This window comes from Streptomyces sp. CT34 (assembly GCF_000805335.1).
Lineage (GTDB): Bacteria > Actinomycetota > Actinomycetes > Streptomycetales > Streptomycetaceae > Streptomyces.
The window spans coordinates 1,072,045-1,087,802 of record NZ_KN708638.1 but is presented as its reverse complement, the minus strand read 5'-3'; the positions used below and the strand labels follow the sequence as shown (position 1 = coordinate 1,087,802).

Here is a 15,758-nt window from a genome sequence, read left to right as displayed (position 1 = left end):
CTTCCGCCGCCTCCCCCCGCCGCGCCGAACGCGGCTGGCTGGGCCCCCGGCAGGTCAGCTGGTACGGCAGGGTCGCCGACGCGCATGTCGACCTGTGCACGGCGCTGGACCACCTGCTGCACGCCGCGCCGGAACGCGCCCAGGAACTCGGCGCCGCCATCGGCTTCTTCTGGACCTGCTGCGGTCATCTGCACGAGGCCCGCGACTACTTGGAACGCGCCCTCGCCGCCCATGACGCCCCGAGCCCGGCCCGCACCCGGGCGCTGTGGGCGCTCGGCGTCGCGGTCCTCCTCCAGGGCGACCTGGACACCGCCGAGACGCTCGGCCACCGGTGCGCCCGCGCCGCACGCGAGGACGGTGCCCCCGACGGTGCCGACGCGATGCTCGCCGCCGGCCACCTCATCGGCCTCACCCACCTCATGGCCGGCCGCCCGCTGACCGCCTGCACCGTCGCCGAGCAGGTCCTCGGCCCGCCGCCGGACGACCCGTTCGCCTCCGCCGCCCGGTTGCGCTGCCACCTCGTACGGCTCTTCGCGCTCACCGCCCTGGGCCGGCTGGCCGAGGCCCGTGCCGAGGCCACCGCGCTGCGGCACGGCTGCGAGGTACGCGGCGAATACTGGTCCCGCTCCTACACCGACTACCAGCTCGCCCTGATCGCCCTCTTCCAGGGCCGGCCCGAGCAGTCCGCGAACCACGCGCGGGCCATGCTCGCCGCCAAGCAGCACATCGGCGACAACTTCGGTATCGCGCTGGGCCTGGACCTGCTGGCGGCCGCGGTCGCCGCGCAGGGCGACGGCGCGGCAGCCGCCCTCGTCTACGGCGGCGGCCAGGCCGTCTGGCGCACGGTCGGCCACCCGCAGCGCGGCACGCCGGAGTTGCGCGCGGTCCGCGAGGAGTGCGAGCAGCGGGCCCGCGCCGCGCTCGGCGACGAGGAGTACGCAGCGGTCTTCCGCCGGGCCGCCGAGCAGTGCCCCGAGGCACTGGTCGCCCGGATCGTGGCCGGGGAGCTGTGACCCCCGCGGCCACGGCGACCGGCGGTCGCGCCCGGCGTCAGCCGGCCGGTTCGCGGGCCAGCGCGTACAGCAGCTCGTAGGCGGTGGGCACCAGCCGGCAGCTACGGCCGCGCCGGGTGGCGAGCGCGACCAGCCCGGTCCCGGTCGCCGGGTGGTAGCCGAGGAACGCCTGCTGGCCGAAGGTCGCCCCGACGTGGAAGAGCAGCGGTCCGTGCCGCGCCGGGTGCTGATACCACGTCAGGGTATGGGTGTTGCGGTGCCGCCAGCCGCGCCGCAGCAGCGGGATCTGCACCTCGCGCAGCGCCCGCGGCAGCGGGGTGCCGTCGGGGGAGAGGTGGGCCTCCAGGTAGGTCAGCAGGTCGTCCGGGGTGGCGCGGACCGCGCCGGCGGCGGCGAACGCGCCCATGTCGGCGCTGCGGACCGGCGTGCTCCCGTTGGTCCGGTGGCCGATGGCGTCGGTGCCGGTCGTACCGGGCGCCAGGGAGGTGCCGGTCAGCCCGAGCGGGCCGAGGATCCGGGTGCCGAGCAGCGTGGCGTAGTCGGCGCCCGCCGCACCGCTCATGGCCGGGCCGAGCAGCGCCGCCCCGAAGTTGGAGTAGTGCCAGCGGGTCCCGGGGCGGTGCCGCGGGCGGGTGCGCGCGAAGGTGCGCAGCAGCCGCTCGGTGTCATAGCGGGCGTAGCCGTTGTCGTACGGGCGCAGCAGCGCGCCGATCAGCAGATCGGCGGGGATCCGCGGCAGCCCGGAGGTGTGGGTGGCCAGATGCCGCAGGGTGATCCGGCGGGACCGCGGGTGCGGCAGATCCAGCCGCGGCAGGTGGGCGGCGAGCGGGTCGTCCAGGCGGAGCACCCCGGTCGCCGCCAGTTCCGCGAGCAGCAGCACGGTGAACGTCTTGGACAGCGAGCCGAGTTCGTAGCGCAGCGCATGGCGCGGGGTCGGCGGTGCCAGCGCGGTGCCGCCGCTGACCACCGTGCGGCGGCCGTGCCGGCTGACGGCAAGCACGACGTCCGGGGCGTCGATCCCGGTGACCGCGTCCGCGAGCCGGTCCGCGAACGCCGTCCCGCCGCCTTCGGGCCGCATCAGCCGGCGGCGGCGGACAGCACCCGGGACGTCGCCATCGCCGAGGCGAACGCGGCGACCAGGGTGGGGTGGTGGACCAGGTCGAAGACCTCCGCCGGATCGCCCCGCGGCATCGCGCGCCGGATGGGCATCGCGCCGGTGTCGGACTGGGCGGCGGCGTACCGCTGCCACAGCTGTGCGTCCAACGCGGGGCGCGGCAGGCAGGCGTCGACGACCAGCAGCTCACCGAGCAGATCCCAGTGTTCGAGCTCCGCCCAGTCCGCCGTCCAGGCGGGCAGGTACCGGGTGAGGTAGTCGGCGATCGCCGGCGGGATCCGGTCGGGCGCCTCGCCCCAGTTGGTGAGGTGGAAGACGGTGTGGGTGATGTCGTACGCGATGTGCAGCCGCACCGTCCAGGGCTCGGGGAGCTGCCCCAGCCAGGTGCGCTCCAGCGCCCGGTCGAAGTCGGCGCTGGGCGTGAGCCCGAGTTTGCGCTCGGCGTTGAGCACCCCGAGCCGCCGGTTGGGCACCATCTCCAGCGCGGTCCAGGTGGTGGTCCGCCGGGACACCTCCAGGGCCGCCTCCAGGCCGGGGTGGCGGTGGCCCAGTTCGTGGAAGGGCGCGTAGACCTCCAGCGGCACCGGCGAGTGCGGTTCCTCGTGCTGGAGGGCGGCCAGCACGTTGCCGCCGTCCAGCAGCTCCCGCCAGGCGAAGTCCAGCAGCTGCCCGGCCCGGGTGCGCTGCCGGGACCCGGCCACGCCCTCCCGGAAGAGCACCTGCATGTTGATGGCCAACTCCCCGATGGGCTTGAGTCGTTCGATCGTCGCGCTGCCCGTGGCGCGGTCCTCGGGGGTCAACCGGAAGTGGTCACGGTGCGCGTCGATCCAGGTCAGGGCCCGGTCGCCGACACCGTGCAGCAGTGCGGCGGAGGCCGGGGACACCTGGGACGCAGCCGGCACGGTCACAGCGCTGCCTCGCTTTCGCAGGGCGTCCGTCCGGCCACCGCCGCCGCGCCCCCGGCCAACGGGCCGGCTTCGGCCCCGTCCGAGGCGGTACGGGCGAGGGTGCCGGCGAACGCGGTCACCAGAGTGGAGTGGTAGCAGGCCAGAAACGCCTCGGCCCGGTCGGCGGGGCGCGGTGCGGCGCCCGTCTCGGGCACGCCGCCGTCGGCGGCCTGCGCGCCGGCCAGCCGCCGCCAGGCCGCCGGATCGTACGGGGCACCGGGCAGGCAGGCCGCCACGGCCAGCAACTCGCCCACCAGATCCCACAGTTGCTCCTCCAGCCAGTTCTCCAGCCAGGAGGGCAGCCAGAGCCGCAGATAGTCGGCCAGTTCGGGGGAGAGCCGCCGGCGGTCGCGCCCCCAGTCGGTGAGATGGAAGACGTCATGCGTCACGCCGTACGCCGCCTTGCGGTCCAGAGCCCAGGGCTCGGGCATCAGCCCGAGCCCGGTCAGCGCGAACTCCGCGGCGAAGTCGGCGTGCTGGGCCAGCCCGATCCGCCGCTCCGCGTTGAGCACGCTGAGCGTACGGGTGTGGTCCTCGCGCGCCACCCGCCAGCCGCGCAGCCCGGTCGTGGCCGGTACCAGCTCCTCGACGGCTGGATGCCGCAACCCGGACTGTGCGAAGGCCCCGTAGATCTCCAGGGGATAGGTGGCGTACGGCTCACCGCGGATCAGCTCGGCGAACAGCTCCCCCTCGCCGGTCTCCCGCCAGGCGAAGGCGAACAGCCGCTCCGCCGCGGCGCGGAGCTCGGCCCGGGGGTGCGACACCGCGATGAGCTGGGTGAGTTCGGCCAGCTCACCGATCGGTTTGAGGGTGAGGTTGGGATCCGCGTCCGTCGCCGCGTTCGGCGGCAGGCGGAAGAACTCCCGCATCTCCTCCAGCCACCCCAGGCTGTTCCCGACCACCCGGTCCAGCAGCCCGGGGTCGGCCCGGCCGCCGGTCACCAACCCCGCCCGTGGAACCGCCGGGCCGCCACGACATGCAGCGCGACCCGCGGGTCGTCGCCGCCCATCTGCCGGACGAACGCCAGCCCGTCGTCCAGCCCGAGCGTGGGCGGTACGTCGGGGAGCCGGGCCAGCCAGCGGCCGACCCCGGCCGCCTGGAGCCAGTCCCGGCGGCGCACCGCCCGGACGAACCCGCGGGCCAAGTCATCAGTGCGCCGGGCGAGTTGGTCCGCCAGGTCCACCGCGAGGCCGGGCAGCGCCAGTGCGGCGAGCTGGGACACCCGGTGGGCCAGCTCGGGCCAGGTGTCGGTGCCGATCCAGTCGGCCCCGGCCTCGGGAGGTCGCGGCCAGGGCTGGTCACCGACGGGGAGGTAGGCGTGCGACGCCTCCACCAGGCCCCGGTAGCTCCATGCCGACACCGTGGAGGCGTCCGCCCCCGGCGGATAGTCCGCGAGCGTCTGCCGCACCACCGCTTCGTCGTCCGCGCCGACGGGCACCACCGGATGGTCCAGCGCGTAGGGTGCGAGCGCGTCGGCGCCCAGTACCCGGACCGCGGCCGGCGCGAGCGGGTCGCCGAGCCGCAGGGTCCCGGACAGTGTGTAGGGGTCGCCCCCGCCCTGGAGGGCGAGGGCGACTCCGGTTGCGGCATCGGCGATCACAGCGCTGAGCGGGACTGCTCCTTGCGTCTGTTCAGCCAACGGACTTCCCCTCAGCTTCCGGTCTTCGGGCGAGGGGTGGGGGGCGAGATCAGCAGCAGGGCGAGCGCCAGCAGCCCGTCTCCGCACTCGCGGGTGTCGCGGAAGACGCCGTCGGGTTCCGCGGGGGACAGCAGTTTTTCGACTTCGGTGGTCAGGGCGGTGGTTTCGATCGGCGCTGTGCGATCCGTAACCATGCGATCAACTCCTTCGAGGAATGGGGTATCAGGCTTACATCCGCTACAAACCGCCGCAATCCGGACTAATGCCATCAGTGGGTGGCCCTGGGGAGCCCCGATGGCGCGGTGTTGGCGGACCGGGCACCAGCCCCATCCCCAACTCCCCTACAAAACAAGAGAGTTGATCGATGCACCGCTACGCCCTGCGGACGTACGGCGTGGTCGTGCAGAGTGCGGTGAACCCCAGCCGGCGCAGAATCGGACTGCTCTGATCGGAGGCATCCACCTGCAGGTAGCGAACCCCCCGTGCGGCGGCGATTTCGGCGCGCCGGGCGACAAGTGCCCGGTAGATGCCCCGTCCACGCCAGGCGGGCAGTGTGCCGCCGCCCCACAGGCCCGCGAAGTCCTTACCCGGCGTCAGCTCCATTCGGGCCGCGGACACCGGGGTGTCGCCCGCCATCGCCACCGTCATGACGAGGGAGTCCGGAGCCTGTGCGAGCCGGGCCAGCAGCCGGTGCCGCATTCGTGTGACGGACGTTCGGAAAACCTCCTCGTGGACCCGTACCACCAGCTCCACCCCGGCCGGATCGGTCACCGGCACGAGCCGTACCCCGGGCGGCGGTCCGGCATCCGTGGCGACGTCGCGCACCGGCGCCACCATCAGCGTCTCCGGGGGCTCCGGTACGAACCCGGCCGCCCGCAGCCGGTCGCCGAGGTCGGCGGGGCGGTCATGGGAGTACAGCTTCCACTCGCAGTCCCGTCCGAGACCGGCGAAGTACCGGACCTGCGCCGCGATGGCCGGGCCGGCGGTGGACTCGTCGAGACCGGACCACAGGACACCGTTCCAGTCGTCGGGCCCGCCGGCCTGCCGCACCACCGGGCCGTCCCGCTCCACCCGGGCACCGGGGGAGTCGGCCGGCGCCTCCCGGCGCAGCTGCCGGTCGAACAGGGCGAGCATCGCATCGTGATCCATCGGCCCATTCCAGCAGATGGCGCACAGCCCTGGCCGCCCCTGTCCGGGCGTTCTAGATTGGTTGAAGTCAAGCAACTCCATCGCCGGATCGTTCATCGGGCTGGTGCTGGGCGGGCTGCTCGGCCCGGTGAACTGGCGGCTGGTCTTCCTGGTGTCGGTGCCGTTCGGGCTGTTCGGCACGGTCTGGGCGTACCTCAAGCTGCGGGACACCGGTATCCGCACCCCGGCCCGGCCCGACTGGTGGGGCAACCTCACCTTCGCGGCCGGGCTCATCGCCGTACTGGTCGGCATCACCTACGGAATCCAGCCGTACGCCGGGCACACCATGGGCTGGACCAACCCCGCCGTCCTCGCCGCCCTGGCGGGCGGGGCGGCGCTGCTGGTGCTGTTCTGCTTCGTCGAGACGAGGGTGGCCGAGCCGATGTTCCGGCTGGGGCTGTTCCGGATCCGCGCCTTCACCGCCGGGAATCTGGCCAGCCTGCTCGCCTCGCTCGGCCGCGGCGGCCTCATGTTCGTCCTGATCATCTGGCTCCAGGGCATCTGGCTGCCCCGGCACGGCTACGGCTTCACCCAGACACCGCTGTGGGCCGGCATCTACATGCTGCCGCTGACCCTGGGCTTCCTGGTGGCCGGCCCGGCGTCCGGCTGGGCCTCCGACCGGTTCGGGGCGCGCACCTTCGCCACCGGCGGGATGCTCCTCGCGGCCGGGACGTTCGTCGCCCTCCAGGCCCTGCCGGTCGACTTCGGCTACCCCGGCTTCGCGGTGATCCTGCTGCTCAACGGCATCGGCATGAGCCTGTTCGCGGCACCCAACCGCGCCGCCATCATGAACAGCCTGCCACCCGACCAGCGCGGTGTCGGCGCGGGCATCAGCACCACCTTCCAGAACTCCGCCATGGTCCTGTCCATCGGCATCTTCTTCTCCCTGATGATCACCGGCCTGGCCGGATCCCTGCCCGACGCCCTCACCGGCGGCCTCACCGCCCAGGGTGTGCCGGCGGCGGACGCGGCCAAGATCGCCGGACTCCCGCCGGTCGGCGTGCTCTTCGCCTCCCTGCTCGGCTACACCCCCGTCCGGACCCTCCTCGGCCCGCAGGTCCTCGGTCACCTCCCGGCGGGCCACGCCGCCTACCTCACCGGCCGGGAGTTCTTCCCCCGGCTGATCTCGCAGCCGTTCGCCCAAGGACTCGCCGTCGCCTTCGACTTCGCCATCGCCGCCTGCCTGATCGCCGCGGTCGCCTCCCTGCTGCGCGGCGGCCGGTACGTCCATGACGACCGGGCCCGGCGGCACGCGGAGGCCCCGGAGCCACGGCCGGTGGCCACCGCCGTCGCCGAGGATCCGGCGCCCGCCCCGGCCCCGCCCGGCACCGGGAGCCCGTGATGGACCGGCACGAGCCCGCCGAACTCGCCGGACGGCTGCGCGCCGTGCTCCAGCAACTGCTCCCGCCGCTCCGCGGCCGGCACCCGCACCGGAACCTCACCCCGAGCCGGCTGGCCGCCCTCGCGGAGCTCGCCGCGCACGGCCCGCTGCGGGTCGGCGAGCTCGCCGACCGGATGAACATCGCGCTGTCCACCACCTCCCGCATGGTCGACCTGCTCGACGGCTGCGGCTGGATCGCCCGCCGCCCCGACCCCGCCGACCAGCGCGCCAGCCTGATCAGCCTGAACGACGACGGGGTCGCCCTGCTCAGCACCGTACGCCGGGAGACCACCGGCATCCTCGCCGAGGAGATCGCCGGTCTCCCCGCCGACCACCGGCGCCTGCTCCACGACGCGCTCCCGGCGCTGGAGCAACTGGCCGAGCAGATGCGTAGCCGGCCGACCCCGGCGGAGCGGGCGAACGACCAAGGTGACGCGGGTAGTTGACGCGCCGCCAGTCAGCCTGTCGCCGCCCCGCCCGGCCCGCCTCACCCGTCGTCGCGGACCGGGACGGCCGTGGCGAGCCGCTCCAGGGGCGCCGCCGCGACGAGCGGTCCGATGCCGGCGAGCGCGGCGGCGGCGTACGTGGCGAAGTACGGGTCGAAGTGGGGCCGGGGCGGTCGCCGAGCCGGGCCGACCGGTGGACGGTGTCCGGTGCCCCGCGGCGGTCGTGGCCGAGGGGTTTAGAGTGCGGGGGTGCCGTCGTACAGCATTGGTCAGGCAGCCAGGCTGCTGGGTGTGAGTTCGGAGACCGTCCGCCGCTGGGCCGACGGCGGACAACTGCGGATGGACCGGGACGGCGCGGGCAACCGCGTGATCGACGGGGTCAGTCTGGCGGCGTTCGCCAAGGACCGGGCGGCGGGGCTGCATCCGGTGCCCGGCGAGATCCGCACATCGGTGCGGAACGCGTTCGCCGGGATCGTCACCGCGGTCACCCTCGACGATGTGATCGCCCAGGTCGAGATCCAGTCCGGGCCGCACCGGCTGGTCTCGGTGGTCAGCCGGGAGGCCGTCGAGGAGCTGGGCATCGAGGTCGGGGTGGAGGCCACCGCCCGGGTGAAGTCGACCAATGTCCACATCGACCGGACGGACGAGCGCAGTTGAGCCCGTATGCCAACGGGGTCCGTCCCTAGCGGCACAGCAGTGCGGCGTGCAGGTCGAGTTTGTGGTCCAGCCGGGACAGGTCGCGGCCGGTGAGTGTCTCGATGCGCTGGATGCGGTAGTGGACGGTGTTGACGTGCAGATGCAGGATCTCGGCGGTCCGCGCCCATGAGCCGTGCTGCGCGAGGAACACCTCCAGGGTCTCCATCAGCATCCGGTGCGAGGCGCTGCGGCCGTGCGCCAGCGGGCCCAGGACCTGCCTGCTGAAGGCCGTACGGACCTCGACGGGCACCCCGGCGAGCAGTGCGCCCAGGGTGGTGAGGTCGTCGACGCAGGTCACCCCGGCGGTCTCCGGCGTCGCCGACCGGGCCGCCGCCAGGGCGTAACGCGCCTGGTCCAGCGCGGACTTGAGACCCTCGGCGGTGGCCACCGGCCCGCTGACCCCGGCGTGCAGCGGCGTCTGCGGACGGCAGCCGTGCAGCGCCGGCCACACCTCGGCGAGCGGTGTGCGGTCCGCGCCGCCGGTGCCGCCGTCGGCGCGGACCACGGCAGCCGCCTCGCCGCCCGGCAGCCGGCCGGCCGCGAACGGCTCGCCGGGGGAGTGCCGCAGCGCCTCGGCCAGCGCGCTCAGCGCCTGGCCGGGCTCGTCGCCGTCCAGCGCGGCGATCACCACCCGGTACGGTCCGGTCGCGGGCAACCCGCAGGCGTGCAGCGTGGTTTCGAGGGCCGCGCCCTCGGCGGCGCCCGCGTCGGCGAGCGCCAGCAACTCCTCGGCCGCGCGCCGCCGGGCCAGCTGCCGCGGTGCACTGTGGTGCCGGTGCTGGGCGATGACCTCGGCTATCTCGTGCAGCACCCGCGGCGGCGCGTCGGCCGCGCCGGGCAGATGCAGGAACCAGCCGTCGTACGGCCCGGCGTCCCGGTCGATCCGCAGGCTGGTGCCGGCCGCCGCCGTCAGCTCCTGCGCCGCCCGGGTGGCCGGCAGCGCGGCAGCCGCCGGGGTGCGGGCGATCTCCCGGCCGGTCGCGGTGAGCACGTAGCAGGCCGGGCCGCCCAGATGCGCGAACGCCCGGTCCAGCAGGGCGTCCGCGGCGGCGTCCTCGGCGAGCAGCCCGGCCAGTTCGGTCCGGACGTTCTCCGGCAGGGCGTAGTGATCGGTGGGGCGGCGGCTGAGGTTCCCCCACTGGCGCAGGTACACCGCCTCCGTGATGGCCCGGAAAGTGGTGTGCGCCGGGACCGCGAGCAGCGCGATACCGTGCTCGCGGCAGGAGTCGACGAGGACCTCGGGCACCTTCCCGTGGGTTTCCTCGCCGGCCAGCAGGGCGGCTGCCCCGGCGGCGGCCAGCGCCGCCACGAAGCGGTCCGCCTTGGCCCGGCCGTCCCCGGGCGTCCACCACACCAGCCCGCTCAGCACCAGCTCGCCCGGCTGGAGGAAGCGCGCCGGGTCCTCCAGGTCGGTGGCGGTGACCCCGCCGACCTCCCGGGTGAGCAGCGGGCCCTCGCCCCACAGAAGGGACAGGTCGAGCGAGTCGAGCTGGAGGAGATCGTGGACGTGCATGTGCTGGCTCCTTGTACGGCTGCCGGGCGCGGGAGCGGGACCCGGCATCTCACATTCACGAGGTGAATACGAGTGATGGCATCGTAAATGCAAGCCTCGGAGACCCATAACCCTCTTGGTTGATCATCCAGGTACGAGCCGCGCCGTTGGTGCTTTTTCCGTGCTGCGGACCAGTCGTGCCGACCCCCGCCGCGTTGCTTCACTCGGCGGCATGGATCTGAACACGGTGCTGGAGGTGCGCGACGCCCGGCAGCGCACCCCATGGCGCACCGGCGACGCCTGGCTGGGCGGCGGCACCTACCTCTTCTCCGAGCCGCAGCCGCATATCCGGCGGCTGGTGGACCTGAGCCGGATGGGCTGGGAGCCGGTCAGGCAACTCCCGGACGGCTCGCTGGAGATCGCCGCGACCTGCACCATCGCCCAGCTCTCCCGCTTCGCGGCCACCTTCCGGGCTCCGGCGGCACCCCTCTTCGAGCAGTGCTGCCGCGCCTTCCTGGCCTCCTTCAAGATCTGGAACATGGCGACCGTCGGCGGCAACCTCTGCAACGGCCTGCCCGCCGGGCCGATGATCTCGCTGACCGCCGCACTCGACGGCAGCTGCCTGCTCCAGGCCCAGGACGGCTCGCTGCGCCGCGCCAAGGTCGCCGACTTCATCACCGGCGCCGGCCGCAAGGACCTCGGCGCGGGCGAGCTGCTGCGCTCGGTCACCCTGCCCGCCCGGGCGCTGACCTGCCGTACGGCGTTCCGCCAGGTCTCCCTCTACGGCCTCGGCCGCTCCGGCGCGCTGGTCATCGGCGCCCACGACCCGCTGGACGGCTCACTGGCCGTCACCGTCACGGCCGCCACCGTACGGCCGTTCCGCCGCTGGTTCCCGGCGCCGCCGGGCGCCGCCGCGCTGCGCGGCGCCCTGGAGCGGGCCGTCCCCGACGACGAGTGGTGCGACGACATCCACGGACTGCCCGTCTGGCGGCGGCACATGGCGCTGCGGCTCGCCGAGGAGGTCCGCTCCGAACTCACCCACGGCCGGGAACCCACCAGGGAGAGCCTCCGATGAGCTTCGCCATCCATGTCAACGACCGGCTCTTCGACACCGAGCCCCGCCCCGGCCAGTGCCTGCGCACCTACCTCCGCGACCGCGGCTGGTTCGGCGTGAAGAAGGGCTGCGACGCCGGTGACTGCGGGGCCTGCACGGTCCATGTCGACGGCGAGCCGGTGCACAGCTGCCTCTATCCGGCGGTGCGGGCCGAGGGCCGCCGGGTCACCACCGTCGAGGGGCTGGCCGAGCCGGACGGCGAACTCCACCCCGTACAGCGCAGGTTCCTCGATGCCCAGGGCTTCCAGTGCGGATTCTGCACGGCCGGCTTCCTGATGACGACGGCGAAGCTGACCGAGGACCAACTCGGCGACCTGCCCCGGGCGTTGAAGGGCAACCTCTGCCGCTGCACCGGCTATCGGGCGATCGAGGACGCCATCCGCGGTGCCCGGCACGTCGAGGAACCCCGCCCCGGGCAGTCGGTCGGCCGCAACCTGGGCGCCCCGGCCGGGCCGAAGGTGGTCACCGGCACCGCCCGCTACACCTTCGACATCGAGGTCGAGGGGCTGCTCCACATGAAGCTGCTGCGCTCCCCGCACCCGCACGCCCGGATCGTCTCCCTCGACACCGCGGCGGCGCTGCGCGTCCCCGGCGTGCACCTCGTCCTGACCCACCATGACGCCCCCGAGCGGCTGTTCTCCTCGGCCCGGCACGAGCACCCCACCGAGGACCCGGACGACACCCGGGTGCTGGACGACGTGGTCCGGTTCGTCGGGCAGCGGGTGGCGGCCGTGGTCGCCGACAGCGAGGGCGCCGCCGAGGAGGGCTGCCGCCGTATCGCCGTCGAGTACGAGCAACTGCCGTACGTCCTCGACCCGGAGGAGGCGATGCGGCCCGGCGCCCCGGTGATCCACCCCAAGGGCCCGGAGGCCCGGATCGCCCGCGCCGGGAACAACGTCGTCGGCGAGGTGCACGGCGAGGTCGGCAGCGTCGAGCAGGGCTTCGCGGACGCCGACCTCGTCTACGAGGAGACGTTCCGGACCCAACGGGTGCAGCACGCCAGCCTGGAGACCCACGGCGCCCTCGCCTACTTCGAGGAGAAGGAGGACGGCGACGGCGAACGGATCGTGGTCCGCTCCAGCACCCAGGTCCCGTTCCTGACCCGGCGCGCCCTGTGCGCGCTCTACGACCTGCCACAGGACGAGGTCCGGGTGGTCGCCGGCCGGGTCGGCGGAGGCTTCGGCGGCAAGCAGGAGATGCTGACCGAGGACATCGTGGTGCTGGCCGCGATGCGGCTGCGCCGGCCGGTGAAGCTGGAGTTCACCCGCGCCGAGCAGTTCTTCGGCGCCACCACCCGGCACCCGTTCACCATCGGCATCAAGGCCGGCGCGAGGCGGGACGGCACCCTGACGGCCCTTCGGCTGCGGGTGGTCGCCAACACCGGCGCGTACGGCAACCACGGACCTGCGGTGATGTTCCACAGTGTCGGCGAATCGCTGGCCGTCTACCGCGCGCCCCACAAGAAGGTCGACGCCTTCTCCGTCTACACGAATTGTGTCCCGGCCGGCGCGTTCCGCGGCTACGGCCTGGGCCAGGTCACCTTCGCCGTCGAGTCGGCGATGGACGAGCTCGCCCGGCGCCTGGGCATCGATCCGCTGGTCTTCCGCGAGCGCAACATCGTCGGTCCCGGGGAGCACATGATCAGCCCCGGCGGCGAGGAGGAGGACCTGCACATCGCCAGCTACGGCCTCGACCAGTGCCTCCAGGTCGTCCGGGACGCCATCGCCGCCGACCGCAGCGCCGAGGACGCCCCCGAGGGCTGGCTGGTCGGCCAGGGCACCGCGATGTCGATGATCGCCACCGGCCCGCCCGGCGGCCACTACGCCGACGCCACCGTGACGCTCCTGGAGGACGGCACGTACGACATCGCCGTCGGCACCGCGGAGTTCGGCAACGGCACCACCACCGTCCACCAGCAGATCACCGCCGGCGCGCTGGGCACCACCGTCGACCGGATCGCCATCCGGCAGTCCGACACCGACGTGGTGCGCCACGACACCGGCGCGTTCGGCTCGGCCGGCACGGTGGTGGCCGGCAAGGCGGTGATGAAGGCGGCCAACGGGCTGGCGGAGCGGATCCTGTCGTTCGCGGCGGAGCACTCCAGGACCCCGCGGAGCCTGTGCCGGCTGCTGGCGGACGCGGTGGAGTGCGACGGGCGGCCGGTCTCGCTCAAGGAACTCCACCAAGCCGCGCGGGAGAAGGCGGTGGAGCTGGCGGCGGCCGGGCACTGGGGCGGCTCACCGCGCTCGGTGGCCTTCAACGCCCAGTGGTTCCGGATCGCCGTGGACCCCGGCACGGGTGAGATCAGGATCCTGCGCAGTGTCCACTCGGCCGACGCGGGCAAGGTCATGAACCCGATGCAGTGCCGCGGCCAGGTCGAGGGCGGTGTGGCGCAGGCGCTCGGCGCGACCCTCTTCGAACAGGTTCTGGTCGACGGCGGCGGCAAGGTCCTCACCCCCGCCTTCCGCCGCTACCGGCTGCCCGCCTACGCCGATGTCCCGCGCACCGAGGTGCACTTCTCGGAGACCTCGGACGCCATCGGTCCGCTGGGCGCCAAGTCGATGAGCGAGAGCCCGTTCAACCCGGTGGCCCCGGCCTTCGGCAACGCGCTGCGGGACGCCACCGGGGTGCGCTTCACCGAGGTGCCCTTCCTCCGCGACGAGGTGTGGCTGGCCCTGGAGGAGCACCGCGCCGCCGGCGGCGCGGAGGGCCGGCCGGCGCGGCGGCACCCCGCGCGCGAGGGGTCGGTGTGAGCGGCCGGTGACCGGGGGCGGTGTGCTCGGGGGCCGTACCGGGGGCGGCCTCCGACCTGCTGCCCTCTTGTCCGCTTTCCTCTCACTTACGCAAGGGAAACATACGCATCGGGATGGCATATGTGATTGATTCGCGCGACGATGGGGCATCACAGGAGGCAGGCAGCCACCCCGCGGACCGCTTCAAGGGGACCAGAATGAGCCGACCGAGCCCGCCACCCCGCCCCGCCGCCGTACCCGACGCACCCTTGGACGTCCCCGACGCTCCCCAGAGCTTCCTGATCAGCGGCCGGCTCCGGCACCCGCTGGCCCTGACCGTCGCCGACCTGCGGGAGCGCTGGCCGCAGCGGCACGCCGCGGTGGTCTTCGACTGCGCCACGAACGGGCCGCAGCACCACACCTTCGACGGGCCGCTGCTGCGGGACGTGCTGGACGACGCGGAGCCGGCCTTCGACGCCCGGCGGCGCAAGGACCGCTCCCGCTACCTGCTGACCGTCACCGGCGGGGACGGGCACCACACGGTGCTGTCCTGGGCCGAGATCGACGCCGACTTCGGCGACGCGCCGATCCTGCTGGCCACGGCGCTGGACGGCCGGCCGCTGGACGCGACGGGCAGCCAGCTGGTGGTGCCGTCCGACCGCTGCGGGGCGCGCTACATCAGCGCGATCACCGGCATCTGGTGCGGGCCCTGCCCCGCCCCGGATGAGCCGCTGCCCTGGCCATAGGACTTTCCGGTGGGTCCTTGGGCGGGTCAGCCCCGGCCGTCGGCGGCGAGTGCGATCTCGGTGGACTTGATCAGCGCGGTCACCTCGACGCCGGCGGCCAGCCTCAGGTCCTCGGCGGCGTCCTTCGTGATCGCCGCGGTCAGCTCGCCGCCCGCGACGGCGACCTTGACCCCGGCCATGGCGCCGCCGGTGGCCACGCCGACGACCGTGCCCGGGAGCTGGTTGCGGATGCTGACCCCGTCGACCGGGCCGGTGGACAGGGCGACCTCGGTGGATTTGATAAGGGTGCGGACCACCGAACCGGCCGTGATACCGAGGTCGTTGACCGCCTCCAGCGTGACGGCGGCGGTGATTTCCTGGCCGCCGGTGAGACGCACCTTGACGGTCGCCATGACTTCCCCGGAGGTGACGGAGAGGACGGTGCCGGGGATCTGGTTGCGGATGCTCAGACTCATGGGAAATGCCTCATTGCGACGAGAATGTCAGGAAATTTCCTGCTGGCTCTTCGTCACTTTAGCCGCGCGATCGCACGGATTCCTTTTGGCATTCGGCTTCGATATAAGGACCGATAGGACCCACAGCCCACGGCATTCAGGATCTCCGGCTGCCCCGGCGGGCCATTGGCCCATCCTCCAATAAGGGTGGCATCTGCCATATAGCTTCGCCTTAAGAATTGTAAATGCGAGCCAATACCTCATATCTTGTCGCACATGCAGTCCTACACGATCGGCCAGGCGGCGCGTCTGCTGGGCGTCAGCCCGGACACCGCCCGCCGCTGGGCGGACGCCGGGAAGGTGGCCACCCACCGCGACGAGAGCGGGCGCCGCCTCATCGACGGCCGGGACCTCGCCGCCTTCTCCATCGAGGTCGGCCAGACCGCGGGCGGTGAGGAGGACCCCTCCTACACCTCCGCGCGCAACGCCTTCCCCGGCATCGTCACCGCCGTCAAGCTCGGCGACGTCGCCGCCCAGGTCGAGATCCAGGCCGGACCGCACCGCCTGGTGTCCCTGCTGACCCGTGAGGCGGTGGAGGAACTCGGCCTGGAGGTGGGGATGCAGGCCACCGCCCGGGTGAAATCCACCAGCGTGCACATCGACCGCACCTGAGCCGCCACCCAACCCCCCGTGGCACCACCGGCCGGTCCATCCCCCGTCGTTCCCGACGACGGGACCGGCCGATCCGCACCAGCGGCGTCGCCCGTCCACGGCGCGGCTATGTCCCCGACCGCCGGGGCGACCCCGTCGCCCCGC

Annotated in this window: 14 protein-coding genes and 2 pseudogenes; 8 read left to right on the top strand and 8 right to left on the bottom strand. The window is 73.5% G+C overall.

Annotated elements, in window-relative coordinates:
- Window positions 1-1,013: pseudogene (locus tag RZ84_RS40590) on the top strand (regulator); the annotation flags it as partial.
- 37 nt (window positions 1,014-1,050) lie between these two features.
- Here the strand turns inward: RZ84_RS40590 and RZ84_RS04910 are convergent.
- The 6 genes from RZ84_RS04910 to RZ84_RS04885 all read right to left on the bottom strand — a co-directional run bounded on the left by RZ84_RS04910 (window position 1,051) and on the right by RZ84_RS04885 (window position 5,862).
- On the bottom strand, window positions 1,051-2,091 hold the full coding sequence (locus RZ84_RS04910; RefSeq protein ID WP_043263237.1) for a serine hydrolase domain-containing protein: 1,041 nt from the start codon (window positions 2,089-2,091) through the stop codon (window positions 1,051-1,053).
- Window positions 2,091-3,035, bottom strand: a complete 945-nt coding sequence (locus tag RZ84_RS04905; protein ID WP_052229791.1) for a DUF6895 family protein — start codon at window positions 3,033-3,035, stop codon at window positions 2,091-2,093. The genes RZ84_RS04910 and RZ84_RS04905 overlap by 1 nt, the downstream gene beginning before the upstream one ends.
- Entirely contained in the window at window positions 3,032-4,015 is a 984-nt protein-coding gene (locus RZ84_RS04900; protein ID WP_043263236.1) for a DUF6895 family protein, read from the bottom strand. Before RZ84_RS04900 ends, RZ84_RS04905 begins: the two co-directional genes overlap by 4 nt.
- A complete protein-coding gene (locus RZ84_RS04895; RefSeq protein WP_043263235.1) occupies window positions 4,012-4,674 on the bottom strand; it encodes a hypothetical protein in 663 nt (220 codons plus the stop codon). Before RZ84_RS04895 ends, RZ84_RS04900 begins: the two co-directional genes overlap by 4 nt.
- 50 nt (window positions 4,675-4,724) lie before the next feature.
- The gene (locus tag RZ84_RS04890; RefSeq protein WP_043263234.1) at window positions 4,725-4,907 is read right to left on the bottom strand and encodes a hypothetical protein; all 183 of its coding nucleotides are present in this window, start codon (window positions 4,905-4,907) and stop codon (window positions 4,725-4,727) included.
- A 178-nt stretch (window positions 4,908-5,085) separates the two neighbouring features.
- The gene (locus RZ84_RS04885; protein WP_043263233.1) at window positions 5,086-5,862 is read right to left on the bottom strand and encodes a GNAT family N-acetyltransferase; all 777 of its coding nucleotides are present in this window, start codon (window positions 5,860-5,862) and stop codon (window positions 5,086-5,088) included.
- Window positions 5,863-5,941: 79 nt separating this feature from the next.
- On the opposite strand from RZ84_RS04885, the pseudogene RZ84_RS04880 reads away from it, so the two are divergent.
- The 3 genes and pseudogenes from RZ84_RS04880 to RZ84_RS04870 all read left to right on the top strand — a co-directional run.
- A pseudogene (locus RZ84_RS04880) lies at window positions 5,942-7,243 on the top strand (MFS transporter); the annotation flags it as partial.
- The gene (locus RZ84_RS04875) at window positions 7,243-7,728 is read left to right on the top strand and encodes a MarR family winged helix-turn-helix transcriptional regulator (RefSeq protein WP_052229790.1); all 486 of its coding nucleotides are present in this window, start codon (window positions 7,243-7,245) and stop codon (window positions 7,726-7,728) included. The pseudogene RZ84_RS04880 and the gene RZ84_RS04875, both read left to right, overlap by 1 nt.
- A 249-nt stretch (window positions 7,729-7,977) precedes the next feature.
- Window positions 7,978-8,385, top strand: coding sequence for a TOBE domain-containing protein (locus RZ84_RS04870; RefSeq protein ID WP_043263232.1), 408 nt, complete (start codon window positions 7,978-7,980; stop codon window positions 8,383-8,385).
- A gap of 25 nt (window positions 8,386-8,410) precedes the next feature.
- On the opposite strand, the gene RZ84_RS04865 is transcribed toward RZ84_RS04870, so the two are convergent.
- Window positions 8,411-9,937 carry a helix-turn-helix domain-containing protein gene (locus RZ84_RS04865; RefSeq protein ID WP_043263231.1) on the bottom strand — a complete coding sequence of 509 codons (1,527 nt, stop codon included), beginning with the start codon at window positions 9,935-9,937 and terminating at the stop codon, window positions 8,411-8,413.
- 211 nt (window positions 9,938-10,148) lie between these two features.
- Here RZ84_RS04865 and RZ84_RS04860 point away from each other — a divergent pair, with 211 nt between their 5' ends.
- From RZ84_RS04860 to RZ84_RS04850, 3 genes are all read left to right on the top strand, one after another.
- A complete protein-coding gene (locus RZ84_RS04860) occupies window positions 10,149-10,991 on the top strand; it encodes an FAD binding domain-containing protein (RefSeq protein WP_043263230.1) in 843 nt (280 codons plus the stop codon).
- Window positions 10,988-13,783 (top strand): molybdopterin-dependent oxidoreductase, encoded by a 2,796-nt coding sequence (locus RZ84_RS04855; RefSeq protein WP_043263229.1) that lies wholly within the window; start codon window positions 10,988-10,990, stop codon window positions 13,781-13,783. The genes RZ84_RS04860 and RZ84_RS04855 overlap by 4 nt, the downstream gene beginning before the upstream one ends.
- Window positions 13,784-13,980: 197 nt before the next feature.
- Window positions 13,981-14,508: a molybdopterin-dependent oxidoreductase gene (locus RZ84_RS04850; protein ID WP_078893583.1), complete on the top strand. Its 528-nt coding sequence runs from the start codon at window positions 13,981-13,983 to the stop codon at window positions 14,506-14,508.
- Between the two features lie 26 nt (window positions 14,509-14,534).
- Here the strand turns inward: RZ84_RS04850 and RZ84_RS04845 are convergent, their stop codons facing one another.
- Window positions 14,535-14,963, bottom strand: a complete 429-nt coding sequence (locus RZ84_RS04845; protein WP_043263227.1) for a TOBE domain-containing protein — start codon at window positions 14,961-14,963, stop codon at window positions 14,535-14,537.
- 255 nt (window positions 14,964-15,218) lie between these two features.
- Between RZ84_RS04845 and RZ84_RS04840 the strand changes: the two genes are divergently transcribed.
- Window positions 15,219-15,614, top strand: a complete 396-nt coding sequence (locus RZ84_RS04840) for a TOBE domain-containing protein (protein ID WP_043263226.1) — start codon at window positions 15,219-15,221, stop codon at window positions 15,612-15,614.
- Window positions 15,615-15,758 lie beyond the last annotated feature (144 nt).

Bases quoted from the DNA above. Each gene is read 5' to 3' on its own strand.
- RZ84_RS04840 (WP_043263226.1), top strand. From the start codon at position 15,219: ATGCAGTCCTACACGATCGGCCAGGCGGCGCGTCTGCTGGGCGTCAGC.
- RZ84_RS04875 (WP_052229790.1), top strand. From the start codon at position 7,243: ATGGACCGGCACGAGCCCGCCGAACTCGCCGGACGGCTGCGCGCCGTG.
- RZ84_RS04845 (WP_043263227.1), bottom strand. From the start codon at position 14,963: ATGAGTCTGAGCATCCGCAACCAGATCCCCGGCACCGTCCTCTCCGTC.
- RZ84_RS04910 (WP_043263237.1), bottom strand. From the start codon at position 2,091: ATGCGGCCCGAAGGCGGCGGGACGGCGTTCGCGGACCGGCTCGCGGAC.
- RZ84_RS04850 (WP_078893583.1), top strand. From the start codon at position 13,981: ATGAGCCGACCGAGCCCGCCACCCCGCCCCGCCGCCGTACCCGACGCA.
- RZ84_RS04860 (WP_043263230.1), top strand. From the start codon at position 10,149: ATGGATCTGAACACGGTGCTGGAGGTGCGCGACGCCCGGCAGCGCACC.
- RZ84_RS04865 (WP_043263231.1), bottom strand. From the start codon at position 9,937: ATGCACGTCCACGATCTCCTCCAGCTCGACTCGCTCGACCTGTCCCTT.
- RZ84_RS04885 (WP_043263233.1), bottom strand. From the start codon at position 5,862: ATGGATCACGATGCGATGCTCGCCCTGTTCGACCGGCAGCTGCGCCGG.
- RZ84_RS04855 (WP_043263229.1), top strand. From the start codon at position 10,988: ATGAGCTTCGCCATCCATGTCAACGACCGGCTCTTCGACACCGAGCCC.
- RZ84_RS04890 (WP_043263234.1), bottom strand. From the start codon at position 4,907: ATGGTTACGGATCGCACAGCGCCGATCGAAACCACCGCCCTGACCACC.